Source organism: Mesorhizobium sp. (assembly GCF_965229135.1).
Lineage (GTDB): Bacteria > Pseudomonadota > Alphaproteobacteria > Rhizobiales > Rhizobiaceae > Mesorhizobium.
The window spans coordinates 4914305-4940083 of the sequence record NZ_OZ245860.1; the positions used below are offsets into that span (position 1 = coordinate 4914305).

Consider the following 25779-nt stretch of genomic DNA (forward strand, 5'->3'; position numbering starts at 1 on the left):
CTCACTCTCCCGGTTGTGCGGTTGGCTGCCACGGACGCCAAGACCGCGAACGCAGCCGCCGGCACCAGTTCCCGAATCGGTCGACATAGATGTAAATGACCGGAGTCGTATAGAGGGTCAGAATCTGGCTCAGGATCAAGCCACCGACGATGGCTATCCCCAGGGGTTGACGCAACTCGCTGCCTTCGCCGAGGCCGATTGCCAGCGGCACAGCGCCAAACAGCGCCGCCATGGTGGTCATCATGATGGGGCGGAAGCGCAGCAGGCAGGCCTGATAGATCGCGTCATGCGCCGATTTGCCCTCGCCGCGCTCCGCGGCCAGCGCGAAGTCGATCATCATGATCGCGTTCTTCTTGACGATGCCGATGAGCAGGATGACGCCGATCAGCGCCATGATGGAGAACTCGATGTTGAACAGCGACAGGGCAAGCAGCGCGCCGACGCCGGCGGAGGGCAAGGTCGAGAGAATGGTCAGCGGATGCGCATAGCTTTCGTAGAGGATGCCAAGCACGACATAGACGGCGATGAGCGCGGCAAGGATGAGCAGCGGCTGGTCGGACAGCGAATCCTGGAAGACCTTGGCCGTGCCCTGGAAGCTGCCATGGATGGTGCTGGGCATGCCGATGCGGTTCGCGGCCTCGTTGATTGCGGCCACGCCGTCGCTGAGCGCCACGCCTGGCGCGAGGTTGAAAGAGAGCGTCGTTGCCACGAACAGCCCCTGATGGTTGACCGCAAGCGGGGTGCTGCCAGGGCCATAGTTCGCGACGGTCGACAGCGGCACCATGGTCTCGGTGCTGGTGCTGACGGCGGAGCCCGTCGAGGCGGAGGATTTGCCGGTGCTGGTGATGGAGTTGGTGGCCTGGTTGCGCGCGGCGTCCGACGCGACCGAGGCCGCGCTGCTGGATTGTCCCGGTGAGGCAAAGGTGCCGGCCACCGCATTGCTCGACTGCGATCCGCCGACCGATCCGCCCGATTTGCTGACATAGACCTGCTTCAGCATCTCGGGGTTCTGCCAGTATTGCGGCGCCACCTCCATGATGACGTGATATTGGTTGCGCGCCACATAGATCGTGGAAACCTGGCGCTGGCCGAAGGCGTCGTAGAGCGTGTTGTCGATCTGGCTCACCGTGACGCCAAGGCGCGCGGCCGTATCGCGATCGATCACGATGTCCGCCTCAAGGCCCTTGTTCTGCTGGTCGCTGTTGACGTCGGTGAGCCTCGGCTCGGTCTGCAGCGCGGCGGCGAGCTTCGGCGCCCATTGCGCGAGTTCCTCGAAACTGTCGCCTTGCATGGTGTACTGGTACTGCGCGTTCGACTGGCGCCCGCCGACGCGGATATCCTGCACCGCCTGCAGGAACAATGTGGCGCCGGGCACGACCGCGAGTTGGCGCCTTAGCCGGCCGATCACCTGGTCCGCCGAGACCCCGCGCTCGGCCCTCGGCTTCAGGGACACGAACATGAAGCCGGAATTGGTCTGGCCGCCGCCGGTGAAGCCGACCGCGGCGTCCACGGCCGGGTCCTTGCCGACGATGGCTGCGAACTGCGTGAGCTTCTGCGACATGGACTGGAAGGACGTCGCCTGGTCGGCCTGGATCGAGCCAGTCAGCCGTCCGGTGTCCTGCTGGGGGAAGAAGCCCTTGGGGATTGTGACGTAGAGGTAGCCGTTGAGGCAGAGCGTCGCCAGCAGCACAGCCATGATCAGCAGGGGATTGTCCAGCGCCCAGGAGAGCGAGCGGCGGTAGCCGCTCAGCATTCCGTCGAAGACCCGCTCGCTGAAGCGGTAGAGCCGGCCATGCTTTCGGCCATGTTCGCTGCGCAGCAGCAGCGAACACATCATTGGCGTCGTGGTCAGCGAGATGGCCAGCGAGACCAGGATCGCGGCCGACAGCGTGATGGCGAACTCGCGAAACAGCCGGCCGATGATGCCGCCCATCAGCAGGATGGGGATGAAGACGGCGATCAGCGAAATGCTCATCGACAGGACGGTAAAGCCGACTTCCTGCGCGCCCTTGATCGCCGCCCGCACTCGGCTCATGCCTGCCGAAGTGTAGCGTGAGATGTTCTCCAGCATGACGATGGCGTCGTCGACGACGAAGCCGGTGGCGACCGTCAGCGCCATCAGCGACAGATTGTCGATGCTGAAACCGAGCAGGTACATGACGGCCAGCGTGCCGACCAGCGACACTGGCACCGCCACGATCGGCACCAGCGCCGAGCGCACGTCGCGCAGGAAGGCGAAGACGACGAGGATGACCAGGCCGATGGCGATCATCAGCGTCTGCCCGACCTCCAGCAGCGAAGCGCGGATCGTCGTCGAGCGGTCGACGGCCAGCGACAGGTCGATGGCCGGCGAGATCGAGGCCCGCAATGCCGGCAACAGCGCCTTCACGCGGTCCACCGTCGCGATGATGTTGGCATTGGGCGACCGGTTGAGGATGATCAGAACCCCTGGCTTGCCGTTCGCCAGGCCGGCATTGCGGATGTTCTCGACGGAATCATTGACCTGTCCGACATCGGAGAGGCGCACCGGCGCACCGTTGCGATAGGCGACGATCAGGGATCGGTAGTCGCTGGCCTGTGTCGCCTGGTCGTTGGCATAGATCTGGTAACGCTGCGGGCCGACATCGATGGCGCCCTTGGGGCTATGGGCATTGGCGGATGCCAGGGCGGCGCGCACGTCCTCCAGGCCGATGCCGTAATTGTAGAGCGCCTGCGGGGTCAGCTCGACCCGCACCGCCGGCAGCGAACTGCCGCCGACCGACACCTCGCCGATGCCGTCGACCTGGGCAAGCTTCTGCGCCAGCACGGTGCTGGCGGCATCGTAGAGCTGGCCCTTCGACAGCGTATCCGAGGTCAGGGTCAGGATGAGGATCGGGGCATCGGCCGGATTGACCTTGCGATAGGTGGGATTCGAGCGCAGGCTCGACGGGAGGTCGGCACGCGCGGCATTGATCGCCGCCTGGACGTCCCTGGCGGCGCCGTCGATGTCGCGGTCGAGACCGAACTGCAAGGTGATGCGTGCGCTGCCGACGCTCGAGGACGAGGTCATCTCGTTGACATCGGCGATTTCGCCAAGATGCCGTTCGAGCGGGCTCGCCACCGTATTGGCGACAACTTGCGGACTGGCGCCCGGCAGTGAAGCCTGTACCGAGATCACCGGGTAGTCTACCTCCGGCAGCGGCGCCACCGGCAGTTGCGGATAGGCCACCAGTCCGGCCGCCAGCAGGCCGAAGGTCAGCAGGATCGTCGCCACCGGCCGCCGGATGAAGGGAGCCGACAGGTTCATGGGGCGGCGTCCGCCTCGGAAAGGTCGGTCTGGATGTTGCCGAAACGGCCGGCAAGGCGATCGAACCAGAGATAGATCACCGGCGTTGTGAACAGGGTCAGCAACTGGCTGAGCAGCAGGCCGCCGACGATGCTGACGCCGAGCGGATGGCGCAGTTCCGAGCCGACCCCGGTGCCGAGCATCAGCGGCAATGCGCCGAGCATGGCTGCCAGCGTGGTCATCAGGATCGGCCGGAAGCGGAGCAGGCAGGCCTGATAGATCGCGTCGCGCGGCGCCTTGCCCTCGTTGCGCTGCGCATCGAGCGCGAAGTCGATCATCATGATGGCGTTCTTCTTGACCACGCCGATCAACAGGATGATGCCGATGATCGAGATGATGGTCAGGTCCTCGCCGGCGATCATCATCGCCACCAGGGCGCCGATGCCCGCGGAGGGCAGTGTCGACAGGATCGTGATCGGGTGAATGAAGCTCTCATACAGCACGCCCAGCACGATATAGACGGTCACCACCGCCGCCAGGACCAGGAACAGCGTGTTGCTGAGTGACGCCTGGAAGGCACGCGCGGCGCCCTGGAAGGTGGTGATGACGCTGATCGGCATGCCGATGTCGGCCTGCGCCTGCTGGATCGCGGTGACCGCCTCGCCGAGCGACGCGCCGGGCGCCAGGTTGAACGAGAAGGTGGTGGCCGGGAATTGCCCCATATGGGTGATCTGCAGCGGCGCGGTGTCGACATGGGTCTTGGCGACGACGGCCAGCGGCACGGGGGCGCCGCCGGTCGAGGAGGGCAGGTAGACAGAGGACAGCGCGCGCAGCGAATCCTGCAGCGACGGATCCGCCTCCAGGATGACCCTGTACTGGCTGGACGTGGTGAAGATGGTCGAGACGATGCGCTGGCCGAAGGCGTCGTAGAGCGCATTGTCGATCGTGGCCGGCGTGATGCCGAAGCGCGCGGCCTGGTCGCGGTCGATGTCGACAAAGACGGCCAGGCCGGCATCCGACAGGTCGCTGGCGACGTCGGCAAGCTGCGGCAGCGTGTTCAACCAGGCGAGCAGCTTTGGCGTCCATTCCGTCAGCTCGTCCGAATTGGCGTCCTGAAGCACGAATTGATACTGCGTGCGGCTGACGGTGCCGTCGATGGTGAGATCCTGCACCGGTTGCAGATAGAGGTTGATGCCCGCCATCGAGGCCGTGCTCTGCTTCAGGCGTTCGATGATCTGGGTGATATCGGCCGTACGCTGTTCATGCGGCTTGAGGTTGATCAGGATGCGACCGACATTGAGCGTGGTGTTGGTGCCGTCGACGCCGATGAATGATGACAGGCTGTCGACGTCGGGATCCTTGAGGATGATGTCGGCGAGTTTCTGCTGGCGTTCCGCCATCGACCCGTAGGATACCGACTGCGGCGCCTCGGTGATGGCCTGGATGACGCCGGTATCCTGTACCGGGAAGAACCCTTTGGGGATGACCACGTAGAGCGCCGCCGTCAGCACGAAGGTCGCCGCCGCCACCATCAGCATCAGCGTCTGCCGGTCGAGCACCCAGGTCAGCGCGTGGCCGTAGCCACGGATGACCCAGTCGAAGAACTGGCGGCTGCCGCGCTGGAACGCGTTCTCGCGCACCGCCGAAAGGGGCTTGAGCAGCTTGGCGCAGGCCATGGGGACCAGCGTCAGCGACACCACCGCGGAGATCAGGATGGTGGTGGCGAGCGTGATGGAGAACTCACGAAAGAGCCTGCCCACGACATCGCCCATGAACAGCAAGGGGATGAGCACCGCGATCAGCGAGACGGTGAGCGATATGATGGTGAAGCCAATCTGCTCGGACCCCTTCAACGCCGCTTCCAGCGGCGTGTCGCCTTCCTCGATGTAGCGGGCGATGTTCTCGATGACGACGATGGCGTCATCGACGACGAAGCCTGTCGCGATGGTCAGCGCCATCAGCGAGAGATTGTCGAGACTGAAGCCGAACAGATACATGACGCCCAGCGTGCCGACCAGCGACAGGGGCACCGACAAGCTTGGGATCAGCGTGGCGCGCGCGCTGCGCAGGAAGACGAAGATCACCAGCACGACCAGCAGGATCGCAAGTGTCAGCTCGTATTCGACGTCGCGCACCGAAGCGCGGATGGTCGTGGTGCGGTCGGTCAGTACCGTCACGTCGACGGAGCTTGGCAGGGAAGCCTGCAGTTGCGGCAAAAGAGACTTGATGCGATCGACCACCTCGATGACGTTGGCGCCGGGCTCGCGCTGGATGTTGACGATGATGGCGGGCGTGCGGTTCATCCACGCGGCCAGCTTGTTGTTCTCGGTGCCGTCGATGACCGTTCCGATATCGCTCAGCCGCACCGGGGCGCCGTTCTTGTAGGCGATGATCAGCGAGCGGTATTCGTCGGCGCTCTTCAACTGGTCGTTGGCATTGACCGTATAGGCGCGTGATGGCCCGTCGAAATTTCCCTTCGGCGTGTTGACATTGGCGTTGCCCAATGTCGTGCGCAAGTCATCGAGATTGAGGCCATAGGCGGCGAGCTTGCGTGGGTCTGCCTGGACACGCACGGCCGGACGCTGGCCGCCGCTGAGGCTGACAAGGCCGACGCCCGGCAGCTGCGAGATCTTCTGCGCCAGCCTGGTGTCGGCAAGCTGCTGCACATCGCGCAGCGGCATGGTGGCCGAGGTCAGGCCGAGCGCCAGCACCGGCGCGTCGGCGGGATTGACCTTGGCGTAGATCGGCGGCGCCGGCAGGTCGGCCGGTAGAAGATTGCCGGCGGCATTGATGGCGGCCTGGACCTCCTGCTCGGCGACGTCGAGCGATATCGCCAGGCTGAACTGCAGCGTGATGACGGAAGAACCGGCAGAACTCACCGAGTTCATCTGGTTGAGGTTGGCGATCTGCCCGAGTTGGACCTCCAGTGGCGCGGTAACCGAGGAGGTCATCACGTCCGGGCTCGCGCCCGGATAGAAGGTCTGCACCTGGATGGTCGGGTAGTCGACTTCGGGAAGCGCCGACACGGGCAGGTAGCGATAGGCCAGCATGCCCGACAGCATGATCGCAACCATGAACAACGATGTCGCCACGGGCCTGAGAATGAAGATTCTCGAAGGGCTCATTGCTGCTGCCCGGTCTCCGAATGGCGATGCTTGTGGCCCTGGCCCTTGTGCTTGGTCGCATCGGCCGGGTTCTGATCGTCCGTCGGCTGCTGTCCCGCTGGCGGTGCCTGCGCTTGAGGTGTCTGTGCCGGCGTCTGCGTCTGCCCTGGTGTTTGCGCCGGTGTATGCGCCTGGGCGGGTGGCTGGGCGGATGTCGCCGGCTGTCCGTCCTGCTGCAGGTTGATCTTGGCGCCGTCGCGAAGCTTGTCGGCGCCATCGACGACAACGCGGTCGCCCGGATTGAGGCCCGCCAGGATCTCGATGCGTTCGCCATTGGTCACGCCAAGGGTAACCTTGCGCACCGAGACGGTATTGTCGGCGTCAACAAGATAGACGAAGGTGCCGGGCACGCCGCGCTGTACAGCGGCGGTCGGGGCGATCGCCACGTCCTTGTGCTGATCCACCAGAAGCTCGATGTTGACGAACTGGTTGGGGAACAGCGTGCGCGCGTCGTTGGCGAACGAGGCCCTCAGCTTGATCGTGCCGGTGGTGGGGTCGATCTGGCTGTCGAACGTCTCCAACTGGCCATCGGCGATTTTCTTGTTGCCGGTCCGGTCCATGGCCGTCGTGGGCAGCGTCGCGCCCTGCTGCATGCGCTGTGCGATCGCCTGAAGCTGGTCCTCCGGCACGGTGAAGATCACGCTGATGGGCTGGATCTGGGTGATGACGACGATGCCGTTGGCGTCGCCCGGGGTCACGTAGTTGCCCTCGTCGATCTGGCGCAGGCCGGCCCGTCCGTCGACCGGCGACAGGATGCGGCAGTAGCCGAGGTTGACCGTGGCAGCCTGGACCAATGCCTTGTCGATCGAGACCGTGGCTTCGTCCTGCGCGACAAGGGCTACCTGCGTGTCCAGCGTCTGGCGCGGCACGGCATTCTGGCTTGCCAGCCCCTGGTAGCGCGCGAGATCGACCTGCGCGCCCTTGAGAAGCGCCTGGTCGCGATCCAGCTGCGCCTGTGCCTGGGCAAGTGCGGCCTGATAGGGGCGGGGATCGATCTGGGCGAGCAGGTCGCCTTTCTTGACGTCCTGGCCCTCCTTGAAGTTGACCTGGATGAGCGGACCGCTGATCTGCGACTTGACCGTGACGGTGGCAAGCGAGGTTGCCGTGCCGAGCGCATCGATGGTGACGTTGATCGTGCCCTTGTCGACCGTTGCCGTGCCGACCGACATCGGCTGCGCATTTCTACGATTGCCTGTCTGCGCAGGGGCGGCCGTGGGACGCTGATAAAGATAGGCACCGGCTGCCGCGATGATCAGAAGGAAGACGACCCAACCAATCCAGCCGCCGCGCGAGCGCTGCCGCTCCGCGACTTTTTCCTTGGGGATTTCCACATTCTGGTCCATGGCGACGATCTTCGGCCCTTTCGCCAACCAATATGGCCGAAATCGAACCAAGTCGAATTAACAGTTGGACAGGTTCAACTGTCACCTGGGTGCGGTGTCCTGCCGCCCATGGTTGTAAAAATCAACCATAGGGCGTGCGATGATTTCGGTCAATGTCGCCAGCCGTTGCAAGCCGGCCATTCCATCCTCGTCACGGTGGAGGCGGCTGGGGGCGGAACCTATTGCGCGGGCTGCGTCGTGACAGGCTGTTGCGGCGTCGTGGCCTGCTGCATTTCCTGCTGCTTCTTCAGCTTGGCCGCGGCCATCTGCTTCTTGTGCAAATGATAACCGGCGACGCATCCGCCGAGCGCGCCGAGCACCGCGTGATGGCCGGCGTAGTGGCCGGCCACGGCGCCGGCGGCGCCGCCTGTCAGGCAGCCGATTGCCTGCGCCTGATTGCTCGCGCCGACCAAGGCGAGCATCGCGGATGCGAGAAGAATCTTTTTCATGGGGACCTCACCATTCCATTTCTGCTCCGGCCCTGCATTGGGGGAATCATGCGCCTGGCAGGCGACAAGGACCGGTGGCGTCATGAAGTCCGACCGATTCTTGGCTTAAATGCGTCGTCGCTATCGGCCAGCCTTGACCAGGCACCGGGTGCCTCAGGCGAAAGGCGGGATTTCGAGGCATGGAACTTTGTCGGCGCGACCGCGTTCAACCACCGGATCGCTTCCCCTCGCGATCTTCTCTTATCCCACCTGAAATGCCTCGCTGGCTCAAACCGGCGGGGCTTTTTTGTGTTTGCCCAGGCGGGTTTTTCGCCCTGATGGGCAAGTCGATCACCGTCGCGGAAGGACGGCTGTATTCAGCGGCCGCCACGGCTTCGATGAGCAGATCGAGTGCCTGTCGCGTGTTGCTGCTGGTCTCGTCATCACCATGAAGGGCGTCATAGGCGCGCTCAAGATGGATTCGTGCGGCCGAGAATTCGCTTTTCATCGTTTCCTCCGTGATCCCGCGCTAATACACAGTGGCGCGCCGATGGAAATGAAGCGCCAATATCCACAGTTGGATTTGACTAAAATCCGCAAGGTCCCGGGATCCCTTGGAACGGCTGCTGGCTTTTGTCGTCCCGCGGCCTTGGTTTGACGCGGTTGCGGACGGAAAACCGTTTCACACGGTTCCCGGAATTGCTCAAAGCCGGACGAAAGCCCTCAGCGGCAAGTGGTCGGAGGCAACACGCGAAAGCGGCGTGTCATGTGCTTCCACGGCCGAGATCATTCCGTGCCGATTGGCCATGATGCGATCGAGCGCGAGCAAAGGCAGGTTCGACGGGAAGGTGGGGACGGCCGGCGGCAGCGGACCAAACGTCGCGTGCAGCGTGTTCAGGGAGGAGCGGTTTCCCAGCCGCCACTCGTTGAGATCTCCGAGCAGCAAGGTCGGCGTCTCGTCCGGGCTGTTCATGATGTCCAGCACCACACCCGCCTGCTGCGAGCGGGAGCGGCGCAACAAACCGAGATGAGCAGCAATGACGCGCAACGTCCGGTTTCCGTCCAGATCGAGTTCAGCCACGACCGCGCCGCGCGGTTCGAGCCCGGGAAGCTTGATCTGATGCACGTCGCGAACGACGCCCTTCTTGAAAAGCAGGACATTGCCGTGCCAGCCGTGCCCCTTGCCATTGGCTGAGATCGGCACCGGGACAAGACCGGTGTCGGATTCCAGCCGGGGCAGGTCGAGAAGCCCGTCGCGATCGCCGAAGCGGTTGTCCGCTTCCTGCAAGGCTATGACATCCGGGTCGATTTCGCGGATGACGCGACTTGTCCTCTCGGGATCGAACCTTCTGTCGAGACCGATGCATTTGTGGACATTGTAGGAGGCAACCAGCGTTCCGGTCGTGCCTGTGCGATTGGGCGAACTGGCGTTTGCCTTTTGCATCCTCCTGTCGCGAATGGATAGAAGCATGCTTGCCGGGAGACTGCGTCCAGTTCTCTGCATGTCCCTGCTGTTCGTCCTTCGCTGCGCTCAGGGTCCGACCTGGCTATAATGAAATAGTATGTGCCGGTGAATGTTCCATGTCTGGCCGAGATAGGCTCTCAAAACAGCTAAAGATACGGCGAGCCAAGCCATAGCAGCTTGTCGAGCAGGCGGATGATGAATGGCCGGGCCCTCAACGCTTCCAGGGTTACAGGTGTGGCGGATGCCATTGCCGACCCGATCCGGCCTTCAATCTGGGTTGCAAAACCGGCGTCGAGAACCTCCAGGTCGATCTCAAAGTTCAGCCGCAGCGATCGGGCGTCGAGGTTGGAAGAGCCGACATAGGCCCATACGCCATCGATAGACAGCAGTTTCGAGTGATCGAAGGCGCCATTGGCGCGCCAGACGCGGCAATAGTTCTTCAGGATCTGGTCGAACTGCGCGGTCATCGCACGGTCGACGAGGAAGAGATTGTTCACCGCCGGCACCACGACATCGATCTCGACGCCGCGCCTGGCCGCCGTCGTCAAGGCACTGATCAGCTCCCGGTCCGGCAGGAAGTAAGGCGACATGACGCGGATCGATTTGCGGGCCACCGAGAAGGCGCCGATCAGCAATTTGTGGTTCGTTTCGATGCTGCCGTCGGGGCCGGAGGCAACCGCGCGCGCCATCATCGGCAGGCCGGGGGGCGGCGAAATCGGCGCTATCCGCCACTCTTCATCCTTGAGGGATTCGTTGGTTGCGAAGCGCCAATCCTCGGCCGCGATCGAAAACAGGTCGGCAACGATTGGCCCGGTGACGTGAAAATGCGTGTCGTGGGCAGCGGCGGCGCCGGCTAGCTCGGCGGAGAAGGCCTTGCGGATGTTCATCCCGCCGGTAAAGGCGACCGCGCCGTCAATGACCAGGATCTTGCGGTGCGTCCTCAGGTTTGCGTAGGGCAGGCGCAGCCCCATGACAATGTTGCCGTTGAAGAGCGCGGCGGTGACATTGGCGTCGCGCAGATGGCCTAGAATGCTGGGGACGGAGTAGCGGGCCCCGACGGCATCGATCAGCACGCGCACGCTGACTCCGCGCCGCACGGCTTCAGCCAGAGCCTCGACGAAAAGCAGGCCGACGGCATCATTGTCGAAGATGTATGTTTCAAGCAGGATGCTACGCCGCGCGTTGCCGATGGCCGCGCACATAGCCGAATAGGCCTCGTCACCCGTCCTCAACACCGCGATTGCGTTTCCGGGGGTGAGGGTACGCCGCGCCACCCTGTCGCCCAGTATCTTCAAGCCGGTGAAGCGCGGGCCGTATTGCTCGATGGCCAGGTTTTCTGCGGCCTCGGTGCGAAGCGCGTCCGGGGACGTTCCACTGCCTGGCGGCAGTCGCTGCGCGCTGATCGACGCGCGGCGAATGCGATTGATGCCTGCTACCGCGTAGACCAGGACGCCGATGATCGGCGACAACAGCATGACACCGACCCATCCGGTGGCCGAGCGCACGTCCTCCTTGGTCATGGCGGCATGCGCGATGCCGACCGTCGCCATCACCACCGAGATGATCGCGAGAATCTGAGGCCAGTGAGTCGCCAGGGTCTGCCACATGGACAGGACTATCCAGCGACCGGTGGCAGAACGCAATGCAACGCATCACGCTTCGGTGAGTTCGCAATACCGACGCCGGACGGCAACTGACGCCCCGCCTCTATTCGGAGCAGGCCGGCTTGGACAAAAGCGGGCTTGCGGCTTGCCAGAAGGCCAGCTTGGCCTGTTCGCGCCTGTTTGCGCCCTGCGCTGGCGGGGCCGGCTTGATCGGCACGCGGAAGCCGAACGGCGCTGCGGGCTCGCCGCCACGGTCCACCCAATAGCCGTCCATGTCGACATGCATCATTCGCCTGCGCTTGCGGCGGCGCTGGTTGATGACATGCCTGGCGTTGGAAACCGCCATGAAATGCCCGCTGCCGCCGTTTGAAACCAGTCCCTGGAGGGCGAGCAGAACGGCGTCCTTGGGGCGCAGGCCGCCCAGGCATCGGGTCGCGGTGATCAGCGCGCGCTTGGCGTCGATCGCCTTCGGCCCTTGGATGCCGCCGATTGCCACGCTGATGCCGGTGTAGCCGGACCGGACAAAGATGAAGCCGGCAGTGCATAGCGCGTAGCCGTCCCGCACCCGCGACAGCCGCAGGGCGAAAACGCCCTCGTGGCGGCTGCCGCAATGGTCGGCGAGCAGCAGTTGGACCCTGTAGCTTTCGCTGCGTCCTTCGATCGTGCGCACATCGATGACGTGTCCGCGCCACAGCGCTCGCAAGATTTCGGGCGTCAGCACCTCGGCTGCAATCCGGAAATGATTGGTAAGCAGTTTCAGCCTGTCGCGCGCCGATGCGCCGTGCACGAAGAAGGTGCCCAGGGATTTGCGCACCAGATCATCATGCGGACACCCCAGTGCATTCTGCCGGGCAAAGTCGCCAAGGAATATCAGCCAGTTCAGCGTCATGCCGGGACGCGCGAGGAAACGCAGACAAAACACGATCGACCGCTTGAGGGACATGCGGCTTCCCAGCCCCAGCACCTGGCGCCATATGGAAACAGGTCCCGACCTGGGTGGTGCCGGCAGGGCCGGCTCGAGTGAGCAATACACGATGCCCGCCGGCGCGTGCATGTCGGAATCAAGCTTCCATCTGGGTGACAAGGTGTTTTCCCTCGGACTGATTGCGCCGCAAGAGATGAATGGGGCATCTCGAGCGTGCTTTGCCCAAGGCTTGTCAAGAAATGGCGGAGAAATGCTCCGGATCCTGCGTGCGAGGACGACTCAGCAGCGGCGCGCGGGCGTCAGGTCGGTGTCACCCGGCAATACGATTGTGATCGAGGCGCCGCCGCCATCCCGCTGATCGAGCTGGAGCCTGCCGTCATGGGCTCTTGCGATGGCCTCGACCACCGAAAGACCAAGGCCGGTTCCGCCCGTGGCGCGCGATCTTGAGGGATCGCCGGTGATGAACATGCCGAAAGGAGACCGATGGAAAACGTCATCGGGCAGACCCGGCCCCCGGTCCGATATGCGCACAAACACCTCGTGGTCGCCGAGGTGTCCGGTTTCGCAGCGGATGACGCCGCCGGAGGCGGCGTAGCGGCAGCAGTTTTCGACCAGCGCCAGCATGGCTTGGCGCAAGCGCAAGAAATCCGCCTTCGTCCGAGCCGGATTGAAGTCGGTCTCGACCGTCATGCCGGCGGCGGCGATGAGCGGCCGGGCCGAATCGATAAGCTTTTCGGCGTGCTGGGCAAGATCGGTGCGGCTGCGCTCGGTCACCAGTTGCTGGGCTGTCGCCAGCGACAGCATCCTCAGATCCTCGACCAGCCGAGCCAGACCCTCGGCTTGTGAAAGGAGAAGGCGAAGGCGGCTGTCCTCGAGCGGGAAGACGCCGTCGAGCATGCCCTGGATCGTGCCCTGCAGGACGGTGAGGGGGGTGCGCAGTTCGTGCGCGACCGCCATGGTGTTGAAGCGCAGCCGCCTTTCCATGTTGTCGAGATCGGCGGCAAGCGCATTGAACGTATCGGTCAGCGTCGCGATCTCGCTGGCTCCCTTGCCCATTGCCGGGATGCGCACGGAGAAATCGCCACGGCGCAGATCGTCGGTCGCCAAGGTCAGGATTTCGAGCGGACGGCTGATACGCCGCGCCAGCCAGTAGCCGATCAGGCCGCACAGGACGGCCGCCGTGAGGCTGAACCCTATGAGCGAGGCATAGAGGCGTGTATTGCCCTCGTCATTGAAGGCCGGCAGTTGAGCGACGAACTGCATCAGGTCGTTCTGGTCGGGTGTCCTGCCCGCCGAGATGTCACGATAGGCCTGGCTGAGCTTGGACGGCAATTTGGCCAGGAGATCGCTCTCGATCCGGTCCGAATACCAGCTTATTCCAGCATAGATGATGGTGATGCTGAGCAGCAGCATGGCGACAATCGTCAAAGCCGTCAGCGTGCTGAGCGAGAGACGGCGCTTTTTCATCGCGGCTTGGCGAAACGATAGCCGACGCCGCGAACCGAACTCAGATAGCCGCAGGCGCCCAGATGGCTCAGCTTATGCCTCAGATTGGCGACATGGGTGTCCACGGTGCGAACCAGTGCCTCACTGTCGGGCAGGCAGGCGTCGAGAATATCGGAGCGGTCGAAGGCGTGTGTCGGCCGGCGGATCATGTAGGCGAGGATACGAAACTCGCTCAATGTGAGCGGCAGCGACGCGCGCCTTGCGCCGATGTTGACGAATGCCGAATGGGCGTCGAGGTCCACCTCGATGGTGTCGTGGCTGAGCACCGTGTTGGCGCTGCCGCCGCGCGTGCGCCGCAGGACGGCATTGACCCGCGCCACCACTTCCTGCGGGTTGAACGGCTTGACGACATAGTCGTCGGCGCCAAGGCGCAGGCCCGACAGGCGATCGATATCCTCGGCAAGCGCCGTCACCATGATCGCGGGCGTATTCCCCTCGCGCCTCAGCCGCGCCAGGACCTCGAATCCGTCAAGGCGCGGGATACGCACGTCCAGCAGAACCAGATCGGGCGAAAGCACCTTGTGATGCTGAAGGGCGGTTTCGCCATCCGCCGCCCGCACCGTCCTGAACCCGTCACGAACCAGATATGCGTCCAGTATATGCGCGATTTCCGGCTCGTCTTCGACCACGAGGATGAGACCCTTGTCGATCACTGGCAAAGCTCCCGAATTTCGCGCCCAATGCGCGCCTTATGCGGTGGAAAACCAGCCCTGCCAATTCCCGGTGGCCAGCGGACCGGGTGAAAGCGCTGGTCCACACAGGATCCGCGCCAGGTCTCCGCGAATTCTTGACAAATCTCGGCCGTTGGCCCTCCGCGTCCTGCACAACGAGTTGCAGCAAGGGCTGTCGACAGCTTCGAGATCGCGGAAGCGTTTCCGAGCGAATATCTCGGCTGTGTTCGCTTGCCGAGCCCCACGACGCGGCTTGGGGGGTGCGTGCGGATCATCGTATTGACGGCTGCCTTTGAGATCCTGCTGGCAGCTCTCTGTTCGATGGCCCGGAACAGCAATCGACAGATCACGCCGTAATCCGAAACCAACTCGTCCTGCCGCCGGCGAGATGCGTCACCCTATCCATTCGCCAACTATGGCCTCACGGCCTAGCCGGATCATCACCGGACCAACGTCTTGGCGACCCTCCGCAAGCGAGCGATCGATGCCGGCGGCTTTGCGGGCGATCTCGGTTTCAAGCGCAACGGCGCTGCGGAAGGAGTCGGGAAAGTGCGACCAGGTCGTCAGAACGCCGCCGGGGGGCCACTTGGGGAAAAGCACGTCTTCGCCTAGGGTTGGGGCGATAAGGGCCTCTCGTCTCTCACAGGCGCCGTAGTAGGCAGTAGCGCGAATGCGACCGTCGGCCGGTCAAAGGGCCGGTTAAGTGGCGACTAGCTTGACGGCAGCAAGTCAGTTTTCCGCAAGCTTGTGAGTGAATGCATCTTCAACTCATCGCCCGCAGGCGATTTGGCGCCCATGCAATCAGGTCGGGGCTGAATCGGCTGAAACACTCAGCCGGAAAACGCTACTGTCAACGGATTGCCGCCTGTCCAGGCTGGGCGAGATGTTGAACGCCCTCTTATAGGCGCGCGAGAACACTTCCAGCGACGCGAAACCGCAGGCCACCGCGATCTCAGTGATGGTCAGATCGGTTAGTTGGACCAATTGATGGGCGCGTTCCATTCGCAACATATGATGGATGTGCGCCATGCTCGCGCCGAGTTTCTGCCGGAACAGCCGCTGCAGATGCCTCTCCGATACACCGACCATCCCGGCGATCTCATTGCAGGGTTTGGGTTCATCGATTGTCGCGGCCATGATCTGGCGCGCGCGGGCAACCGGGTCCCGCGCCGCTGTTGGCCAGGGGACATCGGCCGCCTTCTGGTGCACGTTCGCTGGCCGTTTCTGGAGCAGCAGATGATGGGCGACCTCGTCGGCCAACTGCTTTCCGGCAGCCCGGGCAATAAGCGCGATCATCATGTCCAGCGTCGCAGTGGCGCCCGCCGAGATCGGTCTGCGGCCGGCAATGCTGTAAAGTGTGTCGGTGACGTTCACCCGCGGATACCGCTCCCGCATGCCTTCGATATTGTACCAGTGTACGGGCGCGGTCTGATCCTCCATCATGCCTGCCGCCGCTAGGATCTCGCTGCCGGTCTCGATCGCGCCGACCTCTGCCCCCGACCGCTCCGCCCAGCGCAGCCACTGCAGGAGGCGAGTGTCTGCCGTCGCCTGGCGGGCATCAAAGCTTGCGAGCACCAAAACGATGTCGAAGCGCTGTTCGGTGCCAAGCGGATTGTCGACCGCCGTCTTGATGCCATTGCTCGCCGTGACCGCAAGACCATCGCTCGACAGCGTGCTCCAGTCGAACAATTTGCGCCGGGAGATCCAGTTGGCCACGAACAGCGGCTCGATCGCCATTGCCATCGTCAAATAGGAAAAACCCGGGACGAGGACGAGACCGAGGTGCTGGGATGTCGGATTATCGACAGGCACACGAGTTTTGATCATGTCGGACATTGTATGTCTGCTGAGGCTAAGATGACAAATATAATCCACTTACGTCGGTGCAGCGTCGGGATAACTTGCTCAATCTATTAGATAAAATCCCGAGCCGGTCAATGATACCCGTCTCCAGAATATGGCAGGAAAAATCAAACGAGCAGGTTTGGGCGTTCTAGCATCTCTCGCGCCGGCCCGTCGGAGGGCCGTATTGATCTGGCAGGGAGACGGTCATGAACGTCGCGAAACTCGTTTGGGATTACAGCGATCCGCAAAAGGGCACTTCAATGCCGGCGCGGTTCTTCTTCGATCAAGGCGTGTTCGAGGAAGAGAAGGCGAAGATTTTCATGAACTGCTGGCACGTCGTCGGCCATGTCAACGAACTCGCCCAGCCCGGCGATTTCATCGTTCAGGACATTTTCGAGCAGAGTGTGGTCGTCATGCTCGGCCGAGAGGGTAAGATCACCGCCTTCCACAACGCCTGCCGTCATCGCGGCAATCGGCTGATCGAGGAACGACGCGGCAACAAGATCGGCGTCATCCGCTGCGGCTACCACTCCTGGTGCTACAACCAGGACGGCTCGCTGCGCGCCGCGCCACGCACCGAAAACCTCGAGGACTTCAACAAGAACGAATGGGGGCTGAGGCCGGTCCGCATGGAGATCTTCGCCAATTTCGTCTTCATCACGCTCGACGACAATGCCCGCCCGGTCGCCGAGACGGCAGACGGCGCCGAGGCCGAGATGCGGCGCTTCCTGCCCGACCTCGACAATCTCGAACTGGCCTCCGAGACGGACGTCATCGTCGAGGCGAACTGGAAGGTCATCCAGGAAAATTCGATCGAGGGCTACCATTTCGACCTCTCCGGTCCGGTCCACAAGGAACTGGCGGCGCTGATCGATTTCGAGGGCTACACGCTGACCGCCCATGGCGACTGGTGGACCTATATCGGGCCGCCCAACAAGGGCGCCAAATCGGCTTACGGCGTTCCGCTAGAAGGCTCCACGTGGCAGACCGACTGGTTCTTCAATGTCGGGCTCTTCCCGAACACGACCTTCTACTCCTTTCCCTATACCGACATGGTGGGCACCTTCATCATGATCCCGCTGACGCCAGAGAAATCGCTGCTGCGCTTCGGCTACTACAAGCCGAAGGGCCGCGAGATGCCGCCGGTGACGAAAGCTGCGATCGAATGGATGAACACGCAGCTCGGCCCGGAGGATATCGAGCTCAACGTCACCAACCAGAAGGGCCTGCACTCGATCGGATTTGGCGCGGGCAAGTACCTGATCGACCCAAGCCGCCCGAACCAGAGCGAGAACCTCGTCCATCATTTCCATACGCTTTGCTACAAGGCGATCCGGGAATGACCGACAGTGCCCGCACATCCTTCGACTATGTGATCGCCGGCGCCGGTTCGGCGGGCTGTGTGCTTGCGGCGCGCCTGTCGGAGGATCCGAAATGCCGGGTCCTGTTGCTGGAGGCCGGTCCCGAGGACCGGTCGATCTGGCTGAAAATGCCGGCCGGCATGTCGCGCGTCGCCTGGGGGGACCGCTACAGCTGGGCGTTCACCTCTGCGCCCGAGCCGCATCTGTACAATCGGCAGCTCGGCCACCCCCGCGGCAAGGTCGTCGGCGGCTCGTCCTCTATCAACGGCATGGTCTGGCTGCGGGGCCATCCACGCGACTTCGACGGCTGGGCGCAGCTTGGCGCCCGGGGCTGGAGCTATGAGGAAGTGCTCCCTTACTTCTGCCGGTCGGAAACCGCGCCAGCATCGACCGACGGCCTGCGCGGCAAGAGCGGCCCGATCCGCGTCACACCTGGCAAAATCGACGCCTCGCCTCTGGCAAAGGCCTTCGTGGCTGCCGGTTTGGAGGCAGGCTATGCGCATACTTCTGATTTCAATGGCACCCAGCAGGAGGGTTTTGGGACAGTCGAACGCAGCACCTGGCGGGGCCGCCGCTGGAGCGCGGCGCGCGGCTATCTTGCACCCTCGCGCAAACGTCCCAATCTCACCGTGGTGACTCGCGCGCAGGCGCTGGCGGTCGAGCTCCAGGGACGACGCGCGACCGGCCTGCGCTATGCCATGGATGGGCGCGAGCATCTCGCCAAGGCGGAGGAGGTGATCCTTTGCGGCGGCGCAATAGGCTCGCCGCATATCCTCCACCTGTCGGGTATCGGTCCACGGAAGCATCTCGAAGCCGCAGGTATCCAGGTGCGTCACGATCTTTCCGATGTAGGCGAGAATCTGAGCGACCACCCCGATCTGGTGATTCAGCACAAGTGCAAGAAACCGGTCTCGCTTTATCCGATGACGCGCGCGCCACGCAGCTGGCTTGCCGGGCTTGAATGGATGCTGAACGGAACCGGCCCGGCCGCGACCAATCACTTTGAAGCAGGCGGCTTCATTACCAGCCGCCCCGAACTTGACCACCCCGATATCCAGTTCACCTTCATGCCGTTGGCCGTCGTGCCCGGTGGCGTCGACATTTTGGCGTCTCATGCCTTCCAGGTTCACATCGATCTGATGCGGCCGCGCAGCCGGGGCCATGTGCGCGCCACCAGCGCCAATCCCTTTGAGGCGCCCGAAATCCTGTTCAACTATCTGGACGATCCCCAGGATCTCGAAGATATGCGCGCTGGCGTCCGCCTGCTGCGAGAGGTGCTGTCGCAGCCGGCACTTGCCCCCTTCGCCGGCGCGGAGATTTTCCCGGGTCCGACCGTCAGGAAGGACGAAGAGATTGATCGCTGGATCCGACAGACCCTCGAGACCTGCTATCATCCGGTGGGGACCTGCCGGATGGGGGCAGCGGACGATCCGGGGGCGGTGGTCGATCCGCAATGCCGCGTGCGCGGGCTGGAACGTCTGCGCGTCGTCGACGCCTCGATCATGCCGGCCATCGTCAGCGCAAATACAAACGCCTCGACGATCATGATCGCCGAGAAGGCCGCCGACATCATCCGGGGCCTCACGCCGCCTGGCGCGGCCCAAGGTATGAACGAACAGGACCTATGGAGGGCAAGGGCTTGAGCGCTTCGCATAACCCGTCGGCAATCGCGAATGACAGGCTGCCCGACAACGAAATGCTGGATACGATGAGGCAGGATCTTGCGGCCTCGTTTCGATGGTTTGCGCGCTTGGGGATGCACGAGTCCGTAGCCAATCATTTCAGCCTCGCCGTGGGGCCGAGCGGACGATATTTCCTGATGAACCCGCGCGGGCGACATTTTTCTCGAATACGGGCGTCGGACCTCATCTTGCTTGATTCCGAGGATGCCACGACACTCAACCGGCCGGATGCGCCCGATCCTACCGCCTGGCACATTCACGGGCGCATCCACGCGCGCTGTCCACGTGCCAGGTGTGTCATGCATCTGCACCCGCGCTATGCGACGGCCCTGGCAGCGTTGAAGGACAGCCGCATGCCGCCGATCGATCAGAACACGATGCGCTTCTTCGGCAGGCTCGCGATCGACGAAGATTTCGGCGGTATGGGACTGTCCGACGATGAGGGCGATCGCTTGGCGAGCAAGCTCGGAGACCGCAACGTTCTGCTCATGGGCAATCACGGAGTACTCGTCGGGGCTGAGACGGTGGCCGCGTCCTTGGACGAGATGTATTATTTCGAACGCGCCTGCGAGACGCTGATGATCGCCTATGCATCGGGCCAACCCCTACGGATCGTTTCCGACGAGGTCGCGGCCGTAACGCAGCGGCAATGGGCGGACTACGGCCAGCTGGCGATCGACCATCTCGCCGAAGTGCGGGCCATTCTCGATGTCGAAGAGCCCGACTACCGCAAATGACCTTCACAAGTCGATGTCGCCTGTAGGCATAGCCGCTCGTGGCGTCCGACTGTCAGCCTATGGAGCCACAGAAAGCAATCTCAAAACGATCGCGGCTCCTCACCCAAACCGAGGTCGAGTGCCAATCGAAATTTCAGCCGCAACCCGAAGTGTTCCACCGACTCTACGTCGAACTGAGATTGTCGGAGATCGCGGCCATCAGGTTTTGTATGTCGATACGCATCGCTGGTTTTATCGCCTGCGGCCAGGTCGACAGTTTCACGCCGACGAAATCACGCCGGTGGTCGATACAGATCATCTGCCCGTAGACCCCAAGCGCCAGGATGACCGGGGAAGCGACATGAAAGTCCGCGGTGAGCCGGTGGAGCTTTTGAACCAGCCAAATCGTAAACTAGGAACAGCGCCTGACGCTGCAGTGATGGTAGCGGGAGAGGGACTTGAACCCCCGACCCCAGGATTATGATTCCCGTGCTCTAACCAACTGAGCTACCCCGCCAAGGCGGTGAAGGGGCCCGAAATCCGCCTCAAATCGAGGGGCATGTCGAGGCGTTCACCAAGGTCGGGCGGATATAAGGTTGGGAGGGTAAGCCTGTCAAGCATCGAAGCAACCAGTTCGCCGGCATATTGTCATTCACGAAAAGCTTCCCTGCCCAGACATTTGAGCACGGCTACCGGGGTTGAGTTCGCAGAGGCACGTCGCTATGTCTCGGCCACGAATATTTCGAGTTCAACACGATGAAGCCGCGCATAGCAGTCCTCGGTTGCGGATACTGGGGCAGCAACCATATCCGCACCCTCAAGGCGCTCGGCGCGCTGCACGCCGTGTCGGACGCCAACCGCGCCCGCGCGGAGGGTTTCGCCAGCGAGCAGGATTGCCTCGCCATCTCGCCTGATCAGCTTTTCGTTCGCGACGATGTCGATGCCATCGTCATGGCGCTGCCGCCGCAATTCCATGCCGACCTCGCCGTGCGCGCGGTCGAAAACGGCAAGGACGTGCTGGTCGAGAAGCCGATCGCGCTGACGGTCGCCGACGCCGAGCGTTCGGTGCAGGCGGCCAAGGACAATGGCCGCGTTTTCATGGTCGGCCATGTGCTGCGCTTCCACCCCGCCTTCGAGATGCTGAAGACGCTGATCGACAAGGGCGAGCTGGGCGAGGTCAAGTACATTCACTCGCACCGGCTGGGCCTTGGCAAGTTCCACACCGAGAACGATGCGCTATGGGACCTGGCGCCGCACGACCTGTCGATGATCCTGGCGATCACCGGCACCGAGCCGATCGAGGTGCGCGGCGAGGGGGCTGCCCTTCTCGACAATCTCAGCGACTTCGCGCATCTGCACATGCGCTTTCCCAACGGCCTGCGCGGCCATCTCTTCGCCTCGCGGCTCAACCCCTACCGCGAGCGGCGGCTGACCGTGGTCGGCACCAAGGCGATGGCCGTGTTCGACGACGTGGAACCCTGGGAACGCAAGCTCGCCGTCTATCGCCACGCCGTCTGGCAGGACAGCGGCCAATGGGCCTTCACCGCCAATGAGCCGTCCTATGTCGCGGTGGGCGAGGGCATGCCGCTGACGCGCGAGCTCGAGCATTTCATCCAGTGTATAGAGACGCGCGCGGAACCGCGCACCAGCGGCGAGGAAGCCATCAGGGTTCTACGCATCCTGACGGCGGGCACCGTCACCCACTCCCGATCGAATCCCTGATAACAGCGCTGCCCCGCCCCGGAGAGACCGGGACGGCGCGCTGATTGCTTGAGCTATTCGGCTGGTATCCGCGCCGGGCGGGCCGCGAGCCGGCTCAGCATCGCCTCGGCCTCCGCGCCGTGCTCGGAGCGCTCGATGAAGCCGCCGCCAAACACGCGGGCCTGGTTGCCATCATCCGAATAGAGCACGCAGGCCTGTCCCGGTGCGATGCCGGATTCGCCGTCGGCCAGTTCGACCGAGGTGACGCCTGCCTTGTGGCGCAACACCGCCGGGCGCGGTGGCCTGGTCGAGCGCACCTTGGCGAACAGCTCCAGCCCCGCCGGCGGGATGTCGGACAGCGAAACGTCGCCCAGCCAGTTCATGTCGCGCAGGTATATCTTGTGCGTCTCCAGCGCCTCGCGCGGGCCGACGACGACGCGGGCGCGGTCGGCGTCGAGATGGACGACATAGAGCGGCTCGCCCGATGCGATGCCGATGCCGCGGCGCTGGCCGATGGTGTAGCGCAATATGCCTTCATGGCGGCCGAGCACGCGGCCATCGATGTGGACTATGTCGCCGGGATTGGCGGCGGCCGGCTTCAGCTTGGCGATGATGTCGGAGTATTTCCCCTGCGGTACGAAGCAGATGTCCTGGCTGTCCTGCTTGGCGGCGACCGTCAGCCCCATCTCCTCCGCGATGGCGCGAACCTGCGGCTTGGACAGGCCGCCGAGCGGAAAGCGCAGATAGTCGATCTGCGCCTGCGTGGTGGCGAACAGGAAGTAGCTCTGGTCGCGGTCGGCATCAACGGGCCGGAAAAGCGCGCGGTGCGCGCCGTTGGCTCCGGAGCGGATGTAGTGGCCGGTGGCCAGCGCTTCGGCGCCAAGTTCCTTCGCTGTCGCCAGAAGGTCGGCGAATTTTACTGTCTGGTTGCATGAAACACATGGGATCGGCGTTTCGCCGGCAACATAGCTCTCGGCGAAGGGATCAATGACCGCCTTGCGAAAGCGCTCCTCGTAATCGAGGACATAATGGGGAATGCCGAGCGTCTCGGAGACGCGGCGGGCGTCGTCGATATCCTGTCCGGCACAGCAGGAGCCAGCCCGGTGCGTCGCCGCGCCGTGGTCATAGAGCTGCAGGGTGACGCCGACGACGTCATAGCCTTCGCGCTTGAGAAGGCCGGCGACGACCGATGAATCGACACCGCCCGACATGGCAACGACGATGCGGGTATCCTGCGGGCGTCCGGGAAGATCGAGACTGTTCATGGTTCTTTCATTCTGCACGGCGCTGAATGCCGAAGGCCGGAATATAGGTCAAGCTTTCCGGGCGCGCCAGCTTTGAAGGCATGCCGATTTTCACGGCCGCATTCCTCACTTCCCAGCAGATGATTCAAATGCCGGAGAAAAGACTAACGCAGCGTTCATGATCCTTACCTAGTCATTAGGGTCTGCTTAGGCAATTTTTAAAGCTGTGGCGGTAACGTGGTGGGGATTGGGTCTTTGAGTTTTTTGTAGAGAGTACGATGACCGATCTGGTTAGACCGCGAGTCAAATATGTTATCGGGCCTGACGGCAGCCCACTTACGATTGCCGATCTGCCGCCGACGAATACGCGTCGCTGGGTCATCCGGCGCAAGGCGGAAGTGGTTGCAGCGGTGCGCGGCGGGCTTTTGAGCCTTGAAGAAGCGTGCCAGCGTTACAAGCTGACCACCGAGGAATTCCTGTCCTGGCAGGCGTCGATCGATGAATATGGCCTTGCCGGGCTGCGCACGACGCGCATCCAGCAATACCGACACTAGGTTGGTTCAATCAAGATAAAGGGCGCGGCAACCCGCGCCCTTTTTGTTTTGCTGCGGCGATTCTTCTGGTTCAGACCGTCAACACCACCTTGCCGATCGGCCTGGTGCCGAGAAACGTGTGGGCCGCGCCCGCCTGGTCGAGCGGAAAGGTCCTGGCCACGTGGACGGCAAGCTTGTTTTCGTCGCTCAGCCTGCCAAGTTCCACCAGGCCGGCGCGGTCCGGCACCACGGACATGCGCTCGACGCGAATGCCCTTTTCCTTGGCCAGCGCCTTCGCGGCATCGCTGACATTGAGCAGCGAGACCAGAACGCCGCCTGCCTTGATCACCTTCAATGAGTGTTCGGCATGGTCGCCGCCCACCGTCTCCAGCACCAGGTCGACATTGTCGACGTTGCCGGCGAAATCGCCTTTCGTGTAATCGATGATCTCGTCGGCGCCCAGCGAGCGGACGAAATCGAGTTTCTCGGGGCTGGCCGTGGCGATGACATGGGCTCCGCGCGCCTTGGCGATCTGCACGGCAAGATGCCCGACGCCGCCGGCCGCGGCATGGATCAGAACGCGCTGCCCAGGCTTCAATCCGCCATGGCGGATTAGACCTTGCCATGCCGTCAGTCCGGCCAGCGGCAGCGCGCCGGCGTGAACATGATCGATACGTCCGGGCTTGGGCGCGATTTCATCCGCGGGCACCGCCGCCAGTTCGGCGTAGGCCGCCGCCTGCTTGGGAAAGCGCGGCATGCCGAACACGGCGTCGCCGACCTTGATGCCCGTCACGCCTGCGCCCAGCGCCTCGACGGTTCCCGAAATATCCCAGCCGAGGATGAAGGGCGGTTCGCCGAGCAGCGGGAAATTGCCGGCGCGCACCGCGCCATCGACCGGATTGATGCCGGCCGCCTTGACACGGACGAGCACTTCACCGGCCTGGGGCCGTGGATCGGGACGCTCGGCGATGACGAGGACGTCGGGTCCGCCGACGGAATTCTGGATGATGGCACGCATGGAACCCTCCTGGCTTGGTAATGTGCCACTATCGATTGGATAGTAATAATCCCTTGTCCAGTATGTACCTTTTCCATATATAGGCACCTCATGGATAGCGAAGAGAGTTCCCCATTCGGCTATGACGCGTATCGGCGGACGTGTCCGTCGCACACCGTGCTGGAGATGCTGGCCAGCAAATGGGTCTACCTGGTGGTCTGCGCGCTGCGGCGGGGCAGGATGCGCAATGGCGAGCTTGCCCGCAAGCTCGAGGGCATCACGCCCAAAATGCTGACGCAGACGCTGCGCGTGCTGGAGCGCGATGGCCTCGTTCGGCGTGAGATATTCCCGGTCATCCCGCCGCGCGTCGAGTACGAACTGACCGAACTCGGCCAGAACCTGGCGGGGTTGCTCACTCAGATAAGGGCGTGGTCGGAGCAGCATGCGCCCGACATCAAGGAAGCGCGGGCTCGCGCGATCATGGAAGGCGAAGCTGCGTAAGAGCGCTGCACGCTCTCCTGGAATTGCCTCGGGGCGCGATGATCGCGTACGCCCCTGGGATAGTCATCGGCACGTGCGGTGGCTGGCGACTGGCGTACGGCCCGCCTCAGCCGATCATCGCGCTGCGGCCGCCGATTTCGGTGTCGCGGACCTTGGTGTCGCGTGACTCCAGCATTTCCGCCTTGGAAAGCTCCGCTTCAGCTTCGCCGAGTAGTGATTCGGCAGCGCTTCGCTGCTGTGCGAGGTCGCTTTGCGAATTTCTGAGGTTGTCGCGGCGCAAGCGTGCCGCCTTGGCGAAGGTCGGATAGGCGAAATGGTTGATGTCGGTGATGCCAGCCTTCTTTTCCTCGGCGGTGATCTGAAGCTCCAGCTCGACGGCCATCCGTTCGAACTCGGCGATCATCATGTCGAGCTGCAGCAGCTGGCGCCGCTTCTCGTTCACCTGAAACTGTTTCAGCCGAACGAGGTTTTCACGTGACTTCATGATTCGGTACTCCCGGAAACGCACACCTGCACATATCGTCCAATCCGCCCCGAAAGGCCCAACCGTTGCCCGTGTCCACCGGCATTCCCCGAACTATGGGAAACAAAATCCTAAAGTTTTTTGCCGGTGGTAACCATTCGTTTACGGGCATTGTTAATCATACGGCTCAGGACTTAAGGCCGGGTAAAAATTCCGGCTAGCGATGCGGAGCGCGGCCGATGAGTCCCTTGAGTCACTTAGGCTGGATTATTAATGTGTTGCATTAGCGATTTGGGTCTGTGATTCATTATTAGATTCAAGAGGGT

21 protein-coding genes and 1 tRNA gene are annotated in these 25779 nt (G+C 63.1%); 6 read left to right on the top strand and 16 right to left on the bottom strand.

Going from position 1 to position 25779, the window contains the following annotated elements:
• Position 1: 1 nt before the first annotated feature.
• From ACO07C_RS23435 to ACO07C_RS23485, 11 genes are all read right to left on the bottom strand, one after another.
• Positions 2 to 3286 carry an efflux RND transporter permease subunit gene (locus ACO07C_RS23435; RefSeq protein WP_421916546.1) on the bottom strand — a complete coding sequence of 1095 codons (3285 nt, stop codon included), beginning with the start codon at positions 3284 to 3286 and terminating at the stop codon, positions 2 to 4.
• Entirely contained in the window at positions 3283 to 6390 is a 3108-nt protein-coding gene (locus tag ACO07C_RS23440; RefSeq protein WP_421916548.1) for an MdtB/MuxB family multidrug efflux RND transporter permease subunit, read from the bottom strand. The genes ACO07C_RS23435 and ACO07C_RS23440 overlap by 4 nt, the downstream gene beginning before the upstream one ends.
• Positions 6387 to 7772, bottom strand: a complete 1386-nt coding sequence (locus ACO07C_RS23445) for an MdtA/MuxA family multidrug efflux RND transporter periplasmic adaptor subunit (protein WP_421916549.1) — start codon at positions 7770 to 7772, stop codon at positions 6387 to 6389. Before ACO07C_RS23445 ends, ACO07C_RS23440 begins: the two co-directional genes overlap by 4 nt.
• Positions 7773 to 7990: 218 nt before the next feature.
• The gene (locus ACO07C_RS23450; RefSeq protein WP_421916550.1) at positions 7991 to 8260 is read right to left on the bottom strand and encodes a hypothetical protein; all 270 of its coding nucleotides are present in this window, start codon (positions 8258 to 8260) and stop codon (positions 7991 to 7993) included.
• Between the two features lie 205 nt (positions 8261 to 8465).
• Entirely contained in the window at positions 8466 to 8747 is a 282-nt protein-coding gene (locus ACO07C_RS23455; RefSeq protein WP_421916551.1) for a hypothetical protein, read from the bottom strand.
• 195 nt (positions 8748 to 8942) lie between these two features.
• Positions 8943 to 9743 (bottom strand): endonuclease/exonuclease/phosphatase family protein, encoded by an 801-nt coding sequence (locus ACO07C_RS23460; protein WP_421916552.1) that lies wholly within the window; start codon positions 9741 to 9743, stop codon positions 8943 to 8945.
• A 107-nt stretch (positions 9744 to 9850) separates the two neighbouring features.
• The gene (locus ACO07C_RS23465; protein ID WP_421916553.1) at positions 9851 to 11311 is read right to left on the bottom strand and encodes a phospholipase D-like domain-containing protein; all 1461 of its coding nucleotides are present in this window, start codon (positions 11309 to 11311) and stop codon (positions 9851 to 9853) included.
• Positions 11312 to 11411: 100 nt separating this feature from the next.
• The gene (locus tag ACO07C_RS23470) at positions 11412 to 12251 is read right to left on the bottom strand and encodes a DUF535 family protein (protein ID WP_421916554.1); all 840 of its coding nucleotides are present in this window, start codon (positions 12249 to 12251) and stop codon (positions 11412 to 11414) included.
• 261 nt (positions 12252 to 12512) lie between these two features.
• Positions 12513 to 13700, bottom strand: coding sequence for an ATP-binding protein (locus ACO07C_RS23475; protein ID WP_421916555.1), 1188 nt, complete (start codon positions 13698 to 13700; stop codon positions 12513 to 12515).
• Complete coding sequence (locus ACO07C_RS23480) at positions 13697 to 14389, bottom strand: response regulator (protein ID WP_421917588.1); 693 nt, start codon at positions 14387 to 14389, stop codon at positions 13697 to 13699. The genes ACO07C_RS23475 and ACO07C_RS23480 overlap by 4 nt, the downstream gene beginning before the upstream one ends.
• Positions 14390 to 15211: 822 nt before the next feature.
• Entirely contained in the window at positions 15212 to 16246 is a 1035-nt protein-coding gene (locus ACO07C_RS23485; protein ID WP_421916556.1) for a GlxA family transcriptional regulator, read from the bottom strand.
• Positions 16247 to 16461: 215 nt separating this feature from the next.
• Between ACO07C_RS23485 and ACO07C_RS23490 the strand changes: the two genes are divergently transcribed.
• From ACO07C_RS23490 to ACO07C_RS23500, 3 genes are read left to right on the top strand one after another with little or no spacing between them, the layout of a single operon-like run.
• Positions 16462 to 17598 (top strand): aromatic ring-hydroxylating oxygenase subunit alpha, encoded by a 1137-nt coding sequence (locus ACO07C_RS23490; RefSeq protein WP_421916557.1) that lies wholly within the window; start codon positions 16462 to 16464, stop codon positions 17596 to 17598.
• Positions 17595 to 19259, top strand: coding sequence for a choline dehydrogenase (locus ACO07C_RS23495; RefSeq protein ID WP_421916558.1), 1665 nt, complete (start codon positions 17595 to 17597; stop codon positions 19257 to 19259). Before ACO07C_RS23490 ends, ACO07C_RS23495 begins: the two co-directional genes overlap by 4 nt.
• 53 nt (positions 19260 to 19312) lie before the next feature.
• On the top strand, positions 19313 to 20035 hold the full coding sequence (locus tag ACO07C_RS23500; RefSeq protein WP_421917589.1) for a class II aldolase and adducin N-terminal domain-containing protein: 723 nt from the start codon (positions 19313 to 19315) through the stop codon (positions 20033 to 20035).
• A gap of 163 nt (positions 20036 to 20198) precedes the next feature.
• On the opposite strand, the gene ACO07C_RS23505 is transcribed toward ACO07C_RS23500, so the two are convergent.
• Positions 20199 to 20333, bottom strand: a complete 135-nt coding sequence (locus tag ACO07C_RS23505) for a hypothetical protein (RefSeq protein WP_421916559.1) — start codon at positions 20331 to 20333, stop codon at positions 20199 to 20201.
• Positions 20334 to 20454: 121 nt separating this feature from the next.
• Positions 20455 to 20531, bottom strand: a tRNA-Met gene (locus tag ACO07C_RS23510).
• Positions 20532 to 20770: 239 nt separating this feature from the next.
• Between ACO07C_RS23510 and ACO07C_RS23515 the strand changes: the two genes are divergently transcribed.
• On the top strand, positions 20771 to 21736 hold the full coding sequence (locus ACO07C_RS23515) for a Gfo/Idh/MocA family protein (RefSeq protein ID WP_421916560.1): 966 nt from the start codon (positions 20771 to 20773) through the stop codon (positions 21734 to 21736).
• Positions 21737 to 21789: 53 nt separating this feature from the next.
• On the opposite strand, the gene mnmA is transcribed toward ACO07C_RS23515, so the two are convergent.
• On the bottom strand, positions 21790 to 22980 hold the full coding sequence (gene mnmA / locus ACO07C_RS23520) for a tRNA 2-thiouridine(34) synthase MnmA (protein WP_421916561.1): 1191 nt from the start codon (positions 22978 to 22980) through the stop codon (positions 21790 to 21792).
• Positions 22981 to 23237: 257 nt separating this feature from the next.
• Here mnmA and ACO07C_RS23525 point away from each other — a divergent pair, with 257 nt between their 5' ends.
• Positions 23238 to 23513: a DUF1153 domain-containing protein gene (locus tag ACO07C_RS23525; protein WP_006203587.1), complete on the top strand. Its 276-nt coding sequence runs from the start codon at positions 23238 to 23240 to the stop codon at positions 23511 to 23513.
• Between the two features lie 70 nt (positions 23514 to 23583).
• On the opposite strand, the gene ACO07C_RS23530 is transcribed toward ACO07C_RS23525, so the two are convergent.
• Complete coding sequence (locus ACO07C_RS23530; protein WP_421916562.1) at positions 23584 to 24510, bottom strand: NADP-dependent oxidoreductase; 927 nt, start codon at positions 24508 to 24510, stop codon at positions 23584 to 23586.
• Between the two features lie 90 nt (positions 24511 to 24600).
• On the opposite strand from ACO07C_RS23530, the gene ACO07C_RS23535 reads away from it, so the two are divergent.
• A complete protein-coding gene (locus ACO07C_RS23535; RefSeq protein ID WP_421916563.1) occupies positions 24601 to 24990 on the top strand; it encodes a winged helix-turn-helix transcriptional regulator in 390 nt (129 codons plus the stop codon).
• A 106-nt stretch (positions 24991 to 25096) separates the two neighbouring features.
• Here the strand turns inward: ACO07C_RS23535 and ACO07C_RS23540 are convergent, their stop codons facing one another.
• Positions 25097 to 25474, bottom strand: a complete 378-nt coding sequence (locus ACO07C_RS23540) for a flagellar export protein FliJ (RefSeq protein WP_421916564.1) — start codon at positions 25472 to 25474, stop codon at positions 25097 to 25099.
• Between the last annotated feature and the right edge of the window lie 305 nt (positions 25475 to 25779).